Here is a 16,593-nt window from a genome sequence, read left to right as displayed (position 1 = left end):
TCAAATTAATTTTAGAATCTGTGGGAGATTTTTATTAAAAATTCTTAGAAACTTTCTGGATCAGTTCTTTCATCTTAAATTTTAAAGATTCGGGTTCTATAATTTCAGCGTAGTCAGCAAAAGTAATCAGCCAGCGAGGGAACCCTTCATTAATCCATTCTGTTTCAAAAGTCAGTTCAAAACCACTTTCTGTTTCTATTTCTTTGGTTAAACCATAATAGATTTTAGAATTTCCTAAATGCCCCATGATTTTTTTATCAACCAAAAGTCTGACGATCGTTTTATTTCCATTGGGGTTTTTCCGGTAATCGTTGATTTGTCCGTATTCCTGAAAAAAAGGAATTTGCGTCTTTGTTAATTTTAAAATCCGGTCGATTCTAAATTGTCTGAAATCATTCCGCAAAGTACAATACGCAATAATATACCAATAATTGAACTCAAAAAATACACCGACCACTTCAATTGTTCTGGTAGAAATTTCTTCGTTTACTGTTTTATAGTCAATCTTTAGCTGAACTTTTTCTGCAATACTTTCCAAAATAATCGGAATGATATTTTTTATTTTATCTTCAGTTTTTGGATAGTAATCATAAATATCAATTTGCTTTTCGATGTTTGCCAGTAAATTCCGGTCAGAATATTTCAGTACCGAGCGTACCTTTTCCATCGCTGTTTTATAATGACTTCCTAAACTTTCATGTGAATAGCGCTGCATCAGTTTTTTAGCGGTAATAAAGCTCAGAACTTCTTCTTTAGTAAACATTACCGGAGGAAGCTTGTAGCCGTCCATCAGAGAATATCCGCTTCCTGCTTCTCCGATAATAGGAATTCCGGCATTTTCCAAAGTTTTTACGTCACGGTAAATGGTTCTGATACTTACATCAAATTTTTCAGCTAAATCTTGTGCTCTTACCACTGGTTTTGATTGTAACTGAGTGAGGATTGCAGTAACACGGTCGAGTTTTTTTAGATAATGATCGTTCATTTTTAATTAAAACGCTCTTATTGGTTCTGAGGTAATACAAATTTAGCTTAAATTAATAATTTATATTTTTTCATCCATAAAAAAACTGACCTAAGTCAGTTTTAATTTAGAATTTTTTTCAAAAAAAAATTGAATTCAATTTTAGATATAAATATTCATAACATTTTAGCTGATTGATAATCATCCCTCAAAACTGTAACTGGTAAGATAATGTAATTCTGCTTTACTTATCGCCTTTGATTCGGCTTCTGCCTGTTCTAAAGAATAAAGCGAGTTGATTTCTTTCTTCTGAAAAACAAAAGAATTATTGGCGGTTTTATCAACAATTTCACTAAAGATATGTTCAATTTCAGAATTAGCAAGAGAGGCAAAACTAATGTCTTCAAAACCGTACATCAATCTCAAATCATTAAATTGAGTGAAATTATCATCCACATAGTTTTTAAGCTGCGATTTAGAATCAAAATTTCCTGCCCAGATATTATAAACATATGTTTTCTTCTTAGGTTTATCAAAAATACTCTGATAAACAAAGTTTTCTCCCAGATACGCTTCTCTTACCTGCGGGTCATTTGCCAGATCTTCGGGAAGACCTTCCTTCAGAATCTTTCCTTCAAACATGATATAGGTTTTGTTGGTAATTGCCAAAGTTTGCTGTACATTGTGATCGGTAATCAGAATTCCGATGTTTTTGTCGGTTAAACTTCTTACGATTTTCTGAATATCTTCTACGGCAATCGGGTCAACTCCGGCGAAAGGTTCATCCAGTAGAATGAAACTTGGGTCAGTAGCCAAGCACCTTGCAATTTCGGTTCTCCGTCTTTCTCCTCCCGAAAGCAGATCGCCTCTGTTCTTACGAACGTGTTGCAGAGAAAATTCTTCAATCAGTTCGTCACATTTGATCTGCTGTTCTCTTTTTGAAAGCTTGGTCAGCTGTAAAACTCCCAGAATATTATCTTCAACCGAAAGTTTTCTGAAAACCGAAGCTTCCTGAGCAAGATAACCGATTCCTTTCTGAGCGCGGCGGTACATGGCATCATTCGTAATTTCCTGTTTGTCGAGGAAAATTTTTCCGGAAGTAGGTTTTACCAATCCTACAATCATATAGAAAGAAGTGGTTTTTCCGGCTCCGTTCGGACCAAGCAAACCAACAATTTCTCCCTGCTGAACCTGTACAGAAACACCTTTTACGACTTTTTTAGGGCCGTATTCCTTGATTAAGTTTTCTCCTCGTAAAATCATAGTCGCAAAGATAAAGTTTTTTTGAATTGGAAATTTGTATTAAAGAATTCTTGATAATATTTTAAAACATTTTATGATCTGATGTTTCCAAGCAAAAAAAGCGTTGAGGTTTTGTACTTAGGTAAAGAAAATCTAATTTTACACTTTAATTATTCCCTTGCAATACGCTCAGATTATTTTACCGCTCAATCTTAAAGGAACTTTTACTTATAAAGTTCCGGATAATTTAATAGCATCCATTCAGTCAGGAATGAGAGTTTTAATTCCCTTTGGCGGAAAAAAAATTTATACGGGAATTGTATTTGAGCTTCACGATGAAGCTCCCGAAAGTTTTGTTCCGAAAGAGGTGATCAGTATTTTGGATGATCAGCCGATTTTACCTTTGCAACAAATTAAGTTCTGGAAATGGCTTTCGGATTATTATCTCTGTAATTTGGGTGAAATCTACAGGTTTGCTTTTCCGTCTTCTTTAAAACTGGAAAGTGAAACTTATCTTAAATTAAAGCCAAATGCAACAATTGAATTTGAAAACCTGGATGTCAATGAAATGTATCTCATTCAGGCACTGGAAGTGAGGCAGCTGATTAACTTGTCTGATATTGAAGCTTTTATCCCGAAAAAAGATATTATTAAAACCATCAATTCATTAATTGATTTACAGTATATTGAGATTGATGAAAAAGTTGCTGAAAAGTATAAAGCAAAAGAAGTTGCCTATGTAAAAATAAATGATGAGGTTCTAAAAACTAAGAATCTTACCGATATTCTTTTACAATTAAATAAAGCTAAAAAACAGAAAGATCTTTTTCTCCATATTCTGGAAAAACAGACGGAAAATCCTGATCTGCCCATCAGAAAATCAGAATTATTTGAAGACGGATATTTTGCGAGTTCACATTTTAAATCTTTAGCAGACAAAAATCTTGTGCAGGAATATTATCTGCAGAAAGATAGAATTGAAAGCTACGAAGGTGAGATTGAAGAAGTAGAAAAACTCACGGAAATTCAGAAAACAGCGGTGGTTGAAATTGATGAGGCTTTTTCGGAAAATAGAAATGTGCTGCTTCACGGCGTAACTTCTTCGGGAAAGACTCACATTTATCTGGAAAAAATTGAAGATTGCATTTCTCAGGGCAAAAATGTACTTTTTCTTTTGCCGGAAATTTCACTTACCAAGCAGATCACGCAGCGTTTAGAGAAAAAATACGGAAGGCAACTGGGCTTTTACCATCAGAAACTCACCGATTTTGAAAAAGTAGAAATCTGGCGAAGAGTCAAAAATAATGATATAAAGGTTTTAATTGCCACAAGAAACTCCTTATTTCTGCCATTTCATAATTTGGGATTGATTATTGTGGACGAAGAGCATGATTCCGGATACAAACCCCGTGAAGTTTCTCCTTATTTTAATGCGAAAGATGCAGCATTGGTTCTGGCTAAATTTTATGAGGCTCAAGTGATTTTAGGTTCTGCTACCCCTTCTGTAGAAAGTTATTATTCTGCCAGAAAAGGAAAAATACAGTATGTTTTTTTGAGTGAAAGATTCGGAAATGTGAAATTGCCTGAATTTGAACTTATCAACTTCAAAGAAGCTCAGGATTCTAAAAAAGTTTCCGGTAATTTTTCTTTAAAGCTGATTGATGAAATCAGGAAAACGCTCGAAGACAAAAATCAGACGATTATTCTTCATAACCGTCGTGGTTATGCAAGTGTTTTAGAATGCGAATCTTGCGGCTATGTAAATTATTGCTCCAATTGTGATGTCGTGATGACGTATCATAAGTCTGCTAATGAAATGAAGTGTCATTACTGCGGACAAAGAGCTTCAAAGCCTAAAGTCTGCCCAAAATGTTATTCTGAAAATCTCAATGAAAGAGGAGTGGGAGTGGAGCAGATTCATGAGGAGGTTTCAAAAATTTTTCCTGATAGTGAAGTTGACAGGATGGATGTAGATTCTATGCGGAAAAAGTTTGCCTACGAAAAACTGTACGAAAAAATTGAAGAAAGAGAGACGGATATTGTTGTAGGAACTCAGATGATTTCCAAAGGTCTTGATTTTGAACATATCGAACTGGTAGCCATTCCGAAAGCGGATTCTATGTTGTATGTGCAGGATTTCAGAGCTGAAGAAAGAGCCTATCAGCTGATCACGCAGGTTTCGGGAAGAGCAGGAAGAGTTTCGGGAGCCGGAAGGATTTTAATTCAGACTTTCAATCCTGATCATTCTGTTTTTCAGTTGATTAAAATGAATAATATTCCTAAAATTTATAAATATTTTCTTACAGAACGTCAAAAATTTCATTATCCGCCTTTCACTAAACTAATTATGATCGAACTGAAGCACAGGAAGGATGATAAAGTCAATCGTGCATCGCAGTTTTTAGGCTCAGTTCTAAGAAAATACCTTCCTGAAGAATGTGTTTTAGGGCCGGAAAGATCGCAGATTGCGCGTCTTAACAATCTTTATCAGTTTCAGATTTTGCTTAAATTACCGCGTGGCAAAAATTATGAGATTTATAAAAAGCTGGTTTTGTTAAGTTTAAAAGAATTTGATGAAATTACTGCATATCAAAGCATTAAAAAAGAAGTATTAGTAGATTTTTAACAAATTTTAACAAATTTTATAGTGTTTTATAATCAACCGCTGACTCAATGTACGGCAATAATCTCTACATTTGACCGTTGATTATATGTTTGGATTGTAATTAATCATTTAACCAATCATTTTTTATGGCATCCAAATTATATCAAAAAGAAAATTAGATGGTAAATTTCAGAAAATATATTTCAGGTGTAACAGTGTTGACAGCCGGCTTATTATTGGCCCAGACTACTGTTTCTACAGTTCTTTACTCTCACAGTAATGACAACTCAAGAAGTTTAAGTCTGCCTTCTCCCGTTGATGTTTTAGAAAAAGCTGTTTTGTCGCCCAAGGATATTGTAGATATCAATGTCAATACCATGATGGCAGATCCTGTGCTGAAAAATGCAACCTGGGGATTTGTAGTTTATGATCCTGTAACTAAAAAAGTAATTTCTTCTTACAATGAAAATACACCTTTGGTTCCGGCTTCAACAACTAAACTTTTGACTACAGAGACGGCTTTGAGCTTATTGGGTGAAAATCACAGATGGATGACTCAACTTGAGTATTCCGGTGAAATTGATGAGAACGGTATTCTAAACGGTAATCTTTATATCGTAGGAAGCGGGGATCCTTCTTTAGGAACAAATAAGGCCGGAGCCTGGTCTTATAAAGATATTGTAGCAGATTTCGTGTCAGGAATAAAAAATGAGGGAATCAAAAAGATAAATGGTGATATTGTCATTCAGACAGCGCTTTTCAAAGGTAACTTATCGAGACTTCCGGAAAATGTTGTGTGGTTGGAAAACAATAACTACTATCTTCCTGTAGGGACTACCAAAGAAATAAATCCTGCCAAAGAAAAGCTGATTGTAAAAAAATCTTTAACTACCGCTACAGATAAGAAGTTTTTTTATGTTTCGCCTTACGCCAATCAAATGGTGTATGCAGAAAAATATGATGGTGACGGAACTTTGACTACTAAACTTCCCGATGCACCGGCTTATCTTGCCAATTCGTTTAAAGCTAATCTTGTGAAAAGCGGGGTTGGAATTACAGGAAAAGTAAGCCCGAAAATGACTGATGCAACTCCAGAAGTCAGAAAAAAGATAAGTGTCTATCAATCTCCTACTTTAGCGGATATTGTGTATTATACAAACCAGAGAAGTGATAATTCTTTAGCCGAAGCTCTACTAAAGACAGTCGGATTCCAGAAAATGGGAGATCAAACATCTGAAACAGGAAGAATTGTTGTAAATAATCACCTTAAAGAGATTGCTTTTGATTTGGATGGATTAAATTACATAGATGGAAGCGGTTTGTCAAGAAGCAACAAAGTAACACCTATTGCTCAGGTAAAATATCTTTCTTCGCTGATGAGTTCTAAATTTTATAAAACTTATTTTGATTCATTACCTATCGGAGGACAAAGTGGAACATTAAAAAGAATGTTTTTAACGAATGGAAACGGTCAGGTTTTTGCTAAAACCGGAACATTAAATAAAGTGAAAACTTTAGCAGGATATCTAAAAACCAATTCAGGTAAAACTCTAGCTTTTTCATTAATGGTTAATAATTATTCTGGTTCTGTAGATCAGGTAAAAAAGAAAATGGAAAAAATTATAGAGCCTGTATTGGATTTATAATATAAAATAATTCATTCCTCAATAAACCTTTTAATCTTTGATTGAAAGGTTTTTTTTATCTTTAAGCCCTAATAATATATAGATGAAGAATATATATCTTTTGCTTTTAAGTCTGTTAATGACAAGTATGTTAAAAGCTCAAAATATAAATATTGAAAAAAAGGGGCTTATTGATAAAGAGATGACAACTTTTTCTGCAAAAATGGGAGCGGATAACATCAACAGCAATACCTTAAATTATGATCTTCAGTATCAAAGAATGGATGTGTCTATTGATCCCGCAATACTTCAGATTTCCGGTACCGTAACTTCTCATTTTAAACCCAGTCAGACAATCAACAATATTTATTTTGATCTCAATGACAATATGCCGGTTTTTCAGGTGGTTTTCCATGGTCAGAATCTGAATTTTCAGCAGCTTTCAACAAGAGAATTAAAAATTGATTTTACATCATCTCTTCCTGCTAATGTTCTGGATTCTCTTACTATTCATTATTCGGGTAGCCCTTTCTCGTCCAACAATGCATTTTTTAATGGATCTCAGAATGGTAATCCGGTTTTGTCAACGCTCAGCGAACCTTATGGTGCACAAGATTGGTTTCCTACAAAACAAAGTCTTAATGATAAGATTGAAAAGTTTGATATAAAAGTAACAACTCCTTCGCAATATAGTGTTGCAGCCAACGGCAGACTTGTTTCGGAATCTATTTTAGGAAACGGACAGAAACTTACTTTCTGGAGAACTCAGTATCCTACAGCAGCCTATTTGATAGCTCTATCAATCACTGATTTCATTAAAATGAATGATGTCATTGGAAATCCTCCGTTTCCTTTTGTAAATTATATTTTTCCTTCCACTTTTTCAAACACAACAAGTATGAATAATATTGAGTGGACGAAAACACTGATGAATACTTTTGAAACTTATCTCGGAGCATATCCTTTCAGAAATGAAAAATACGGTCACATGCAATTTCAGGCAGGAGGCGGAATGGAACATCAGACGATGTCTTCGATGGGAAGCTGGGGCAGATCACTGATTGCTCATGAATTGGCGCATCAGTGGTTTGGAGATAAAGTTACCTGTGGTGCCTGGAACGATATCTGGCTCAATGAAGGTTTTGCAACATTTGGAGAACATCTTGCAAATGAAAAGCTTTTGATGACCAATGCACAGTTCATGAATTATCTGCTTAGCGAAAAAAACTATATCACAAGCTCTACAGGAGGAAGCGTATATGTTGCAGATGCAAATCTTACAAATATTAATGCAATTTTCAGCAGCAGACTTTCATATTCCAAAGGCGGATATGTTGTAAGGATGATAAAGTGGATTTTGGGAGATACTGTTTTTTATCAGGCAATAAAAGATTATCACGCAAGACCAAATTTAGCGTACAGTTATGTGAGCACACCGGATCTTAATACTTCTCTTTTACAATCCACAGGCAAGAATTTTACAGAATTTTTTAATGATTGGATTTACGGTCAGGGCTATCCTATTTATGATATTCGTTGGAAACAGGTCGGGAACCAACTGACATTTAAAGCATCACAAACCCAAAGTCACTCATCAGTAAGTTTTTTTGAAATGCCTTTACCGATAAAAGTAAATGGAACAGCTGGACAAGTTGCTTATTTTATTTTAAATAATACCTCAAATAATCAGTATTTTACGGAAAATATCGGTTTTCCGGTAGCAAGTGTTCAATTCAATTATGAGTACCAGATTCTTGAAAAAAATTCTACTGTTTCACAAGACAGCAGCCTGAATACTTCCGAGTTGATCAGTAATAGTTTTAATATATATCCTAATCCGGCTAAAAATGAATTGTTTATTTCAGATCTGAAAAAAGAAACAGAGTTTTCAGTTTATACAGCAGATGGCAGATTGGTTATCAAAGGAAAAACACAGAATAAAGTAGATATATCTTCCCTGGAAAAAGGAATTTATTTTATAACGCTGTCAGATGTACATCTGAAATTCATTAAAGAGTAAAAATATCCTTGATTAATAACTAAACTTTGTCTTTACAGGCAAAGTTTTTTGTTTTAAAACCCCTCAGAAAATTGTATTTTTGTTGAAACTATTAGATTTTATGGAATTTTTAGACCGATACCAACAGATCGTTGCAGATGCTATTAATAAATATACTTTTAAGGATAAGCCGACGGAATTGTACGAGCCAATGAATTATATCATTTCTCACGGCGGAAAAAGGCTCCGTCCGATTATGGTTTTGATGGCTTGTGATTTATTCAATGGTGATCAGAAAATGGCAATAAAGCCAGCGTTGGCAATAGAGTTTTTCCATAATTTTACACTGATTCATGATGATATCATGGATGAAGCTCCGCTTAGAAGAAACAAACCTACCATTCATACTATTCATGGCATCAATACCGGGATTCTTTCAGGAGACGGATTAATGCTGAAAGCATACAAATTTTTTGAAGATCTTGAACCCGAAATTTTCAAAGCCTGTATCAGGATTTTTACCCACACAGGATTGCTTCTGTGTGAAGGTCAGCAATATGACATCAATTTTGAAACACAAGAAAATGTAACTTTTGATGATTATATCAGAATGATCACATACAAGACCGGAGTTTTGAGTGCATCTTCATTTGAGATTGGTGCTATGATTGCCAAAGCTCAGTTCAAAGACGCCAAAGCAATTTTTAATTTCGGAAAACATATCGGAATTGCATTTCAGATTATGGACGATTATCTTGATGTATTTGGAGATCAGGCTCAGTTTGGTAAAAAACATGCAGGAGATATTTACGAAAACAAAAAAACAGTACTGTATCTCTTAGCAAGAGAACATGGAACTGATGAAGAACGTAAAGAGCTGGATTACTGGTATTCTAAGAAGACCGATAATATTGATAAGGTTTATGGTGTAGAAAAGATTTTCAGAAGAACAAAAGTTGATGAGAAAGCATTGCGTCTGATTGAAAAACATAATGAGATAGGACAAAGTTATCTTTCTAAAATTGATGCTCCGGAAGAAAAGAAAAAACCTTTTACCGAGCTTGCAAATTATTTGTTGAGAAGAGAAAGCTAATTTGCTATTTTTCAAATTTAATGAATGAAATTCCGTACAGAAGTTGACATTTGCGAGTCTCAGAGAAAGATAGGAGTTGAGGATAAAATATTTTCAATAGGATCTTGTTTTGCTTCTGAAATGTCAGATTTGTTGGCGAAAGGTCAGCTTCAAAGCCTTAATAATCCTTTTGGAACGATTTTTAACCCATTCTCTATTAATAATGCAGTCAAAAGACTTCATGATTCGGATTTTTACAAAGAAGATGAGCTGATCGTTTATGACGAAAAATATATTTCTCTGGATCATCACACCAGTTTTGATACAAGATACATTCATCAGACTTTAAAAAAAATTAATTCCGGAATAGAAGAAGGAAATCTTTTTCTGCAGCAGACAGAATGGGTAATTATCACGTATGGTACTTCTTATATTTATGAGTTCGAACCTAAAAATAAGCTGGTCGCCAACTGTCATAAAATTCCTTCAAAATTTTTTAATAAGAGACTTTTGACTCATCAGGAAATAATTGATTCTGTTTATGATACAATTATTAATCTGAAAGATATCTGTAAAGATCAGCTTCAGATTCTGTTTACCGTTTCACCCGTGCGTCATACCAAAGACGGAATGATTGAAAACCAATTGAGCAAGTCGAAATTGATTGCGGCAGTTCATGAAGTTATTGCGCAGTTTGACAATTGCCATTATCTGCCTGTTTATGAGATATTGATGGATGATCTGCGTGATTACAGATTTTATAAAGATGATATGATTCATCCTAATTCTCAGGCGATAAACTATATATTTGATAAATTTGGCTCGGCTTATTTTTCGCCGGAAACAAAAGATTTTATCAAAGAAAATTTTAAAATTATGAAAGCTTTGGAACATCGGAGTGATGACGAAAAAGATCCGAAACATATAGAATTCAAAGAAAAATTACATCTAAGAATTGAAGCTCAAAGAAAAAAAGTAAAGCACAAAGTATTTCCAAATGATTGATTTCACGAAGATAGATTATCTGAAAACTGGAAACGAAAGGCAAAAAAGAGCCTATAAAGTTTTAACAAAATATCAGGTTTTTAGAAAACTCAAGTCTTATACGCCCATTTTAGCAGGAACGATTCCTATAGAAATTGATGTTGACGGAAGCGATTTGGATATTATTTGTGAGGTTAAGGATAAGATCAAGTTTGAAAAATTTTTGATTCAGGAGTTTAAAGATTTTGATTTGGAGATTGAAAAAATATCATTGAATACGAACGAAACAATAGTCTGTAGCTTTAAAATAGAAGAATTTCCCATTGAAATTTTCGGGCAAAACAAACCTTCAAAAGAACAAAATGCTTACCGTCACATGATCGCAGAATATAAAACATTGCAGGAAAAAGGCGAAGATTTTAAGCAGAAAATAATAACATTGAAAAAAAAGGGAATAAAAACAGAACCCGCTTTCGGAATGTTGCTCAATTTGGAACATCCTTACGAAGACCTGTTAAAATTATAAAAATGATAGACACACATACGCACTTATATTCTGAAGAATTTGATAATGACAGAAAAGAAACAATTCAGAGAGCTTTAGAAAAGGGAGTTACAGCATTTTACCTTCCTGCGATTGATTCCGAATCACATGATAAAATGCTTCAGCTGGAAAGCGAATATCCGGAACATATTTTTTCTATGATAGGATTGCATCCTTGTTATGTAAAACCCGAATCCTGGGAAAAAGAACTTGAAATCGTGAAAAACTATCTTGACCAAAGACATTTTCCCGCAATTGGCGAAATCGGAATTGATCTGTATTGGGACAAGACTACTTTAGATATCCAGGTGAAAGCTTTTGAGCAGCAGATTGACTGGGCTATTGAAAGAGATTTGCCTATTGTTATCCACACCAGAGAAAGTTTTGATGAAACTTTTGAAGTTTTAGAAAGAAAAAAGCATCCGAAACTGAGGGGTATTTTCCATTGTTTCTCAGGAAATTCAGATCAGGCAAAACATGCATTAGATTTAAATTTTCTGTTGGGAATTGGCGGAGTTGTTACATTTAAAAATGGCAAGATTGATCAGTTTTTACACGAAATCCCATTAGACAAAATTGTTTTGGAAACCGATTCTCCTTATCTTGCTCCTGCTCCTCACAGAGGCAAGAGAAACGAAAGTGCATATCTTGATCTGATTGTAGGGAAATTGGTAAATATCTACGGCAAAGATTTTTCTGAAATAAGCAGAATTACAAGTGAGAATGCCAAAAGAATCTTTCAATAAAATTTATTATTTTATCAGTAGATGAAAACAGTAATTTTAAAGTTTTCGGATAATACGAAAATGATGAAAATCATTGTCTTTACAATCTATTTTGTCATCAATTTCTTATTTCTCATAAAATATGGTATTCGTCAAAATTTTATTCATCCATTTTTATTAACAGTTGTTTTTGCCTGTTTGCATGTAATACTGTTTTTTGATCGTTATTTTATCAAAACACTTAAAATTGATAGTAAAAATATAAACTTTTTAATTGTTTTAAGTGGAATTTTTTATCTTTTTCTTGCTCATCTTATTACAGATCCCTATTCTTTAAAAATAGACAGATGGCAAACTGTAGAATATTCTCTTGATTACTGGTTGCACGGAAAATATATTTATGCCACCAAAAACTTCATGGGAAATATACCGTCTTATCTGCCGGGACAGCTCTTACTGATGCTTATATTTTATCTTTTAGGAAATGTGGGGTATATGCAGGCTGCTGCGATGATTTTATTTGGCTGGATTATAAAAAAGGAATTCCATTCTGGTAGAATATGTCTGTTGGGTATTTCTTTGCTCTTATTTTCTTTATCATACATCTACGAAGCCGTTTGCAAAAGCGATTTTATATCTTCATTTATAATCACTTCGTTTTTTATTTTATATTGGCATCAGAAATATAAAGTCAATTATTTTCAAAAACCAATTATTTTGGGACTAATTGTAGGGGTACTATGTTTAACTAGAAGTGTTGTGATTTTACCATTAGTTTTATTTTTATGCCGTTCCTTTTTTATTGCAGCATGGAATGAAAAAATCAAATTTGCAATCACTTTCTTTCTGACGGTAGTTTTTCTGATGTCTACTGTAATTCTTCCTGCAGAAAATATTAATGAAGTTTTAAATTACAATCCGTTGGGGATGCAGGGGCAGTTGAGCCTTACTGTAGTTTTGTTTTTCCTTTTCACAACAATTTTCTTATCATTTATTCTTCAGAAAATAAAGCATGTTTTCTTGTGGTCTTCAATTATTATATTTGCTGTTATGGCATCACACATTATAGAGCAAATTTTGAGAAATACAGCAGTAGAGTTTTTAAATGTTACGTATCTTGCAGCAGCATTACCTTTTTCTATTATAGGTTATTGCTATTTATTACAAGACGAAAAATTATAATTATCAGAATTTAATAAGTTGTTTCAGAGTTCTTTTTAACAGTTGATAATCTTTATCCTTCATAGATTTTTTCGGAAACATATAACTGTATTTGCCTTCAATAACAATGCATTCCTGGTTACTATCAAAATATTGAAAATCTTTCCATTCGCTGATTTCTTTATCACCATTGATGCTTACTGTGAAAAAATTTTCATCAAACCTTATTTCATAGATTTTACAATTTTCTATTTTTAGAAGATAACTGTTTACCTGTTTCTTCCATCGGGAAACTTTATTGATGCTTACGGAAAGAAAAACGGCACAAAGGAGAAAAAGAAAGCTTACAAAATATAAAATTCCTGCTTTTTCCTTGGTGAAATCATTTCGGAAAACAAAAACAATTAATAAAATGATGGCTACAACAATGGTTGTAATAGTTTTTCCTCTTGTAGTAGATGAAAAAAATAAACTTCCCTGATTTCCATTAAAATAAATTTCTTCAAAATCTTTTCTCCTAGGTTGTAAAATAATTATCTTCACTTCACTCATAACGATTAATTATAGTGCAAAGATAGTTTTTTCAGATTTCGAAAAAAGTATGAATATCATTCCTTAAATACAATCAGGCATCCTCATATTTATCACTTATGGCAGAAAGTTTACTCATCAGTTCTCTATTTTTTTGGTTTAAATCTTCCATTTTTTTTAGCATATCATGGATTACTTCCAATCCGGGAAGATTAATTTCCAGATCATAATGCCAATTGGTAAATTTCTCGAAAGAGGGGAGGTCTTCATACAAAAGATAGATAATTTCGTTTTCAGTTTCAATATTCAGCAGCCCTGAATCTACCAGCTCATCAAAGAATGTAATTTCGATATTGTATATTTTTACGAGTTCTTCTCGTGATATTCTTTCACCCATGACTTAGGAGTTTTTAATTTGTTCAAAAAGTTCTTTTTGCTTATCGGTAAGACCTGTTGGCAATATCACTTCGTAGGTCACGAACAAGTCGCCAAACAGCCCGTCCTTTTTATATACTGGAAAACCTTTGCCTTTCAGTCTCACGGTTGTACCATTTTGTGTTTCAGGTTTTACTTTCAGATTAACGCTTCCGTCCAGAGTATTTACCTTTACCTCGCCACCCAATATTGCAGTGTAAACGTCAATGGCAACTTTGGTTTTAAGATCATCTCCTGCTCTTTCAAAGTTTGGGTCGGCTTTAATATTGAACGTAATATACAGATCTCCGTTTGGACCTCCGTTAAATCCGGGATTTCCGTGACCTTTTAATTTTATCTGTTGTCCGTCATAAACTCCTGCCGGAATGGTGATTCTTACTTTTTTTCCATTGATTTCAAAAGTTTGAGGGTGTGTGGTCGCTGCGTCTTTTAAAGTTAAACTAAGCTCTGCATTAACATCCTGACCTTTAAATTTTCCTGAAGCGCTTCCTCTTGAACTTCTTCCGAACCCTCCTCCTTCTCCAAACATGCTTTGAAAAAAATCTGAAAAATCTTCTCCTCCAAAATCAGTACCTGAGAATTCTCCGCTGTAATTTGCACCTTGGCTCTGATAATGTTTTTGCTGTTGTTGTGCTTTTTCATATTCTTCACCGTGCTTCCAGTGTTCTCCATATTTATCATATTTAGCACGATTTTCTGCGTTACTGAGAACTTCATTGGCTTCGTTAAGCTCCTTGAATTTTCTTTCAGCCTCTTTATCGTTTGGATTCAAATCGGGATGGAGTTTTCTAGCTAATTTGCGATAGGCTTTTTTAATGTCATCCTGAGAGGCATTTTTATCTACGCCCAAAATTTTATAATAATCTATATAAGCCATAGAAACAATTTTTATTAAAATTACAAAATTAAGACCGAAAGTGTAAAGTGAGAATATTAAAAATTAGTTTTTATCTTTGACAAAAAGCAATCATTGAAAGACGTGTTGAAAAACTATTCAGGAATTTTATTTCTCCTTTTGGGAATTACAATGGGAAGCATCATTGGGATGTTTGTTCCCGATGTTGTTGATTATCTAAAACCTCTGGGAGATATTTTTTTGAATCTGCTTTTTGTAAGTGTTGTTCCTTTGGTATTTTTTGCAGTATCCAATTCTATTGCTTCACTTGAGCAGCAGTCAAAATTCGGTAAAATAATGCTTACAATGGCATTTACTTTTCTGTTTTTTATTTTAACAGCAGCTGTATTTACAATTTGTATGGTGTATCTTTTTCCTGTTTCAGGAATTTCAGGAAGTCAGGAAATTGTGGAGGAGACAGTAAGTAATGACACTTGGGGAAATAGGATTGTTGGCTTTTTTACTGTAGGAGAATTTACCCAGCTCTTCTCACGGCAAAATATGCTGGCTTTGTTGATTTTCTCTTTTATGACAGGTTTTTCAGCGAGAAGGGCAGGTGAAAAAGGACATTATTTCAGAGCGTTTATTGCTTCAGGATATGAAGTGATGAAAGAGTTGCTTTTATTGATTATGAAGGCAGCACCCATTGGTTTGGGAGCATATTTTGCATACCAGGTTGCGACTTTAGGACCACAGCTTTTCGGATTTTATGCTAAACCTCTAGGGTTGTATTATATTGCAGGAATTGTTTATTTTTTTGTATTCTTTTCTCTTTATGCATTTATGGCAAAAGGTCAGAGTGGGTTCAAAAGTTTTTGGGCTCATGCAATTTATCCTTCATTAACCGCTTTGAGTACATGCAGCAGTTTTGCAACAATGCCGGCGAATTTGCAGGCGGCTTCTGATATGAAAATTCCAAGTCAGATTTCAAATATTGTTATTCCTATCGGAACAACGTTGCATAAGAATGGATCTTCAATGTCTTCGATTATTAAAATTTATATTGCTTTTTTGATTATAGGAAGAGATTTTTTTGATCCTGTCAATTTGCTTTTGGCTTTGGGAATTACTGTTTTTGTGAGTGTTGTTGCAGGTGGCATTCCAAATGGAGGATATATTGGAGAAATGCTGATGATTTCGGTTTATCAGTTACCTCAGGAAGCAATTCCTGCAGTGATGATAATAGGAACTTTGGTAGATCCTCTGGCAACTGTTCTGAATGCAGTCGGACAATTGATAGCCTCTCTTTTTGTAAGCAGATTTGTAAAAGTTTGATGTGATTATTTTGTGAAATTTGAGATCACTTATAAAAAAAAGAGACTTTCTAATGTAGAAAGCCTCTCTTCGTATGTGTTGTTGTCTGAATTATTTCTTGTAAGGAACGTCTTTAATTCTCGCTTTTTTACCTCTAAGGTCTCTGAAATAGTAGATTCTAGATCTTCTAACTTTACCTCTTCTGTCAACTTCAATTTTTTGTAAAGCCGGCATATTGATAGGGAAAACTCTTTCTACACCTACATCACCAGACATTTTTCTGATGGTGAAAGTTTTTGTAGAACCAGTACCTCTCAATTGGATAACTGTTCCTTTAAAGAACTGAGTTCTTGTTTTTTGTCCTTCTTTAATTTCGTAATACACAGTAATTGTGTCTCCTGCTTTGAATTCTGGGAATTCTTTTTTAGCGATGTACTTGTCTTGTACGTACTTTAATAAATCCATTATTAATTAAAATAAAATGTTAAAGCTAAGCAACTTACACGTTCTTCGTCAGAGGTTGAATAACAGACTGCAAAAATAAAACAAATTTTTCT

At 33.8% G+C, this 16,593-nt stretch carries 14 protein-coding genes and 1 pseudogene; 9 read left to right on the top strand and 6 right to left on the bottom strand.

Annotation, left to right across the window (positions count from 1 at the left end):
* Window positions 1-34 precede the first annotated feature (34 nt).
* Window positions 35-985, bottom strand: coding sequence for a helix-turn-helix transcriptional regulator (locus FOL89_RS07450; protein WP_144282185.1), 951 nt, complete (start codon window positions 983-985; stop codon window positions 35-37).
* Window positions 986-1,501: 516 nt separating this feature from the next.
* Window positions 1,502-2,227, bottom strand: a pseudogene (lptB, locus tag FOL89_RS07445) (LPS export ABC transporter ATP-binding protein); the annotation flags it as partial.
* Window positions 2,228-2,384: 157 nt separating this feature from the next.
* Here lptB and priA point away from each other — a divergent pair.
* The 8 genes from priA to FOL89_RS07405 all read left to right on the top strand — a co-directional run bounded on the left by priA (window position 2,385) and on the right by FOL89_RS07405 (window position 12,942).
* Complete coding sequence (gene priA / locus FOL89_RS07440; RefSeq protein ID WP_144282183.1) at window positions 2,385-4,832, top strand: replication restart helicase PriA; 2,448 nt, start codon at window positions 2,385-2,387, stop codon at window positions 4,830-4,832.
* A 158-nt stretch (window positions 4,833-4,990) separates the two neighbouring features.
* Window positions 4,991-6,457, top strand: a complete 1,467-nt coding sequence (gene dacB, locus FOL89_RS07435) for a D-alanyl-D-alanine carboxypeptidase/D-alanyl-D-alanine endopeptidase (RefSeq protein ID WP_144282182.1) — start codon at window positions 4,991-4,993, stop codon at window positions 6,455-6,457.
* 82 nt (window positions 6,458-6,539) lie between these two features.
* Window positions 6,540-8,456 carry a M1 family metallopeptidase gene (locus tag FOL89_RS07430; RefSeq protein WP_144282181.1) on the top strand — a complete coding sequence of 639 codons (1,917 nt, stop codon included), beginning with the start codon at window positions 6,540-6,542 and terminating at the stop codon, window positions 8,454-8,456.
* 100 nt (window positions 8,457-8,556) lie between these two features.
* Window positions 8,557-9,528, top strand: coding sequence for a polyprenyl synthetase family protein (locus tag FOL89_RS07425; protein ID WP_144282212.1), 972 nt, complete (start codon window positions 8,557-8,559; stop codon window positions 9,526-9,528).
* A 24-nt stretch (window positions 9,529-9,552) separates the two neighbouring features.
* A complete protein-coding gene (locus tag FOL89_RS07420) occupies window positions 9,553-10,512 on the top strand; it encodes a GSCFA domain-containing protein (protein ID WP_144282180.1) in 960 nt (319 codons plus the stop codon).
* On the top strand, window positions 10,505-11,017 hold the full coding sequence (locus tag FOL89_RS07415; protein WP_144282179.1) for a DUF4269 domain-containing protein: 513 nt from the start codon (window positions 10,505-10,507) through the stop codon (window positions 11,015-11,017). The genes FOL89_RS07420 and FOL89_RS07415 overlap by 8 nt, the downstream gene beginning before the upstream one ends.
* A gap of 2 nt (window positions 11,018-11,019) precedes the next feature.
* Window positions 11,020-11,781: a TatD family hydrolase gene (locus tag FOL89_RS07410; protein WP_144282178.1), complete on the top strand. Its 762-nt coding sequence runs from the start codon at window positions 11,020-11,022 to the stop codon at window positions 11,779-11,781.
* Window positions 11,782-11,802: 21 nt separating this feature from the next.
* Window positions 11,803-12,942 carry a hypothetical protein gene (locus FOL89_RS07405; protein WP_144282177.1) on the top strand — a complete coding sequence of 380 codons (1,140 nt, stop codon included), beginning with the start codon at window positions 11,803-11,805 and terminating at the stop codon, window positions 12,940-12,942.
* 3 nt (window positions 12,943-12,945) lie between these two features.
* Here the strand turns inward: FOL89_RS07405 and FOL89_RS07400 are convergent, their stop codons facing one another.
* The 3 genes from FOL89_RS07400 to FOL89_RS07390 form a co-directional block, all read right to left on the bottom strand.
* Window positions 12,946-13,473: a YcxB family protein gene (locus FOL89_RS07400; RefSeq protein ID WP_144282176.1), complete on the bottom strand. Its 528-nt coding sequence runs from the start codon at window positions 13,471-13,473 to the stop codon at window positions 12,946-12,948.
* A gap of 73 nt (window positions 13,474-13,546) precedes the next feature.
* Complete coding sequence (locus FOL89_RS07395; RefSeq protein ID WP_144282175.1) at window positions 13,547-13,849, bottom strand: chaperone modulator CbpM; 303 nt, start codon at window positions 13,847-13,849, stop codon at window positions 13,547-13,549.
* Between the two features lie 3 nt (window positions 13,850-13,852).
* The gene (locus FOL89_RS07390) at window positions 13,853-14,764 is read right to left on the bottom strand and encodes a DnaJ C-terminal domain-containing protein (RefSeq protein ID WP_144282174.1); all 912 of its coding nucleotides are present in this window, start codon (window positions 14,762-14,764) and stop codon (window positions 13,853-13,855) included.
* 93 nt (window positions 14,765-14,857) lie between these two features.
* On the opposite strand from FOL89_RS07390, the gene FOL89_RS07385 reads away from it, so the two are divergent.
* On the top strand, window positions 14,858-16,057 hold the full coding sequence (locus FOL89_RS07385) for a dicarboxylate/amino acid:cation symporter (RefSeq protein ID WP_144282173.1): 1,200 nt from the start codon (window positions 14,858-14,860) through the stop codon (window positions 16,055-16,057).
* Between the two features lie 90 nt (window positions 16,058-16,147).
* Here FOL89_RS07385 and rplS read toward each other — a convergent pair whose 3' ends face one another.
* Window positions 16,148-16,501, bottom strand: a complete 354-nt coding sequence (gene rplS / locus FOL89_RS07380) for a 50S ribosomal protein L19 (protein ID WP_089742977.1) — start codon at window positions 16,499-16,501, stop codon at window positions 16,148-16,150.
* Window positions 16,502-16,593 lie beyond the last annotated feature (92 nt).

The sequence above is a fragment of the Chryseobacterium echinoideorum genome, assembly GCF_007474535.1.
Classification (GTDB): Bacteria; Bacteroidota; Bacteroidia; order Flavobacteriales; family Weeksellaceae; genus Chryseobacterium; species Chryseobacterium echinoideorum.
Note: the sequence above shows the minus strand (reverse complement) of the source record. Positions and strands in the feature narration are given on the sequence as shown.

Excerpts from the sequence above, each read along its gene's own strand:
- FOL89_RS07420 (WP_144282180.1), top strand. The coding sequence starts at position 9,553 with ATGAAATTCCGTACAGAAGTTGACATTTGCGAGTCTCAGAGAAAGATA.
- FOL89_RS07410 (WP_144282178.1), top strand. The coding sequence starts at position 11,020 with ATGATAGACACACATACGCACTTATATTCTGAAGAATTTGATAATGAC.
- dacB (WP_144282182.1), top strand. The coding sequence starts at position 4,991 with ATGGTAAATTTCAGAAAATATATTTCAGGTGTAACAGTGTTGACAGCC.
- FOL89_RS07400 (WP_144282176.1), bottom strand. The coding sequence starts at position 13,473 with ATGAGTGAAGTGAAGATAATTATTTTACAACCTAGGAGAAAAGATTTT.
- FOL89_RS07390 (WP_144282174.1), bottom strand. The coding sequence starts at position 14,764 with ATGGCTTATATAGATTATTATAAAATTTTGGGCGTAGATAAAAATGCC.
- FOL89_RS07425 (WP_144282212.1), top strand. The coding sequence starts at position 8,557 with ATGGAATTTTTAGACCGATACCAACAGATCGTTGCAGATGCTATTAAT.
- rplS (WP_089742977.1), bottom strand. The coding sequence starts at position 16,501 with ATGGATTTATTAAAGTACGTACAAGACAAGTACATCGCTAAAAAAGAA.
- FOL89_RS07415 (WP_144282179.1), top strand. The coding sequence starts at position 10,505 with ATGATTGATTTCACGAAGATAGATTATCTGAAAACTGGAAACGAAAGG.
- FOL89_RS07450 (WP_144282185.1), bottom strand. The coding sequence starts at position 985 with ATGAACGATCATTATCTAAAAAAACTCGACCGTGTTACTGCAATCCTC.
- FOL89_RS07405 (WP_144282177.1), top strand. The coding sequence starts at position 11,803 with ATGAAAACAGTAATTTTAAAGTTTTCGGATAATACGAAAATGATGAAA.
- FOL89_RS07395 (WP_144282175.1), bottom strand. The coding sequence starts at position 13,849 with ATGGGTGAAAGAATATCACGAGAAGAACTCGTAAAAATATACAATATC.
- FOL89_RS07430 (WP_144282181.1), top strand. The coding sequence starts at position 6,540 with ATGAAGAATATATATCTTTTGCTTTTAAGTCTGTTAATGACAAGTATG.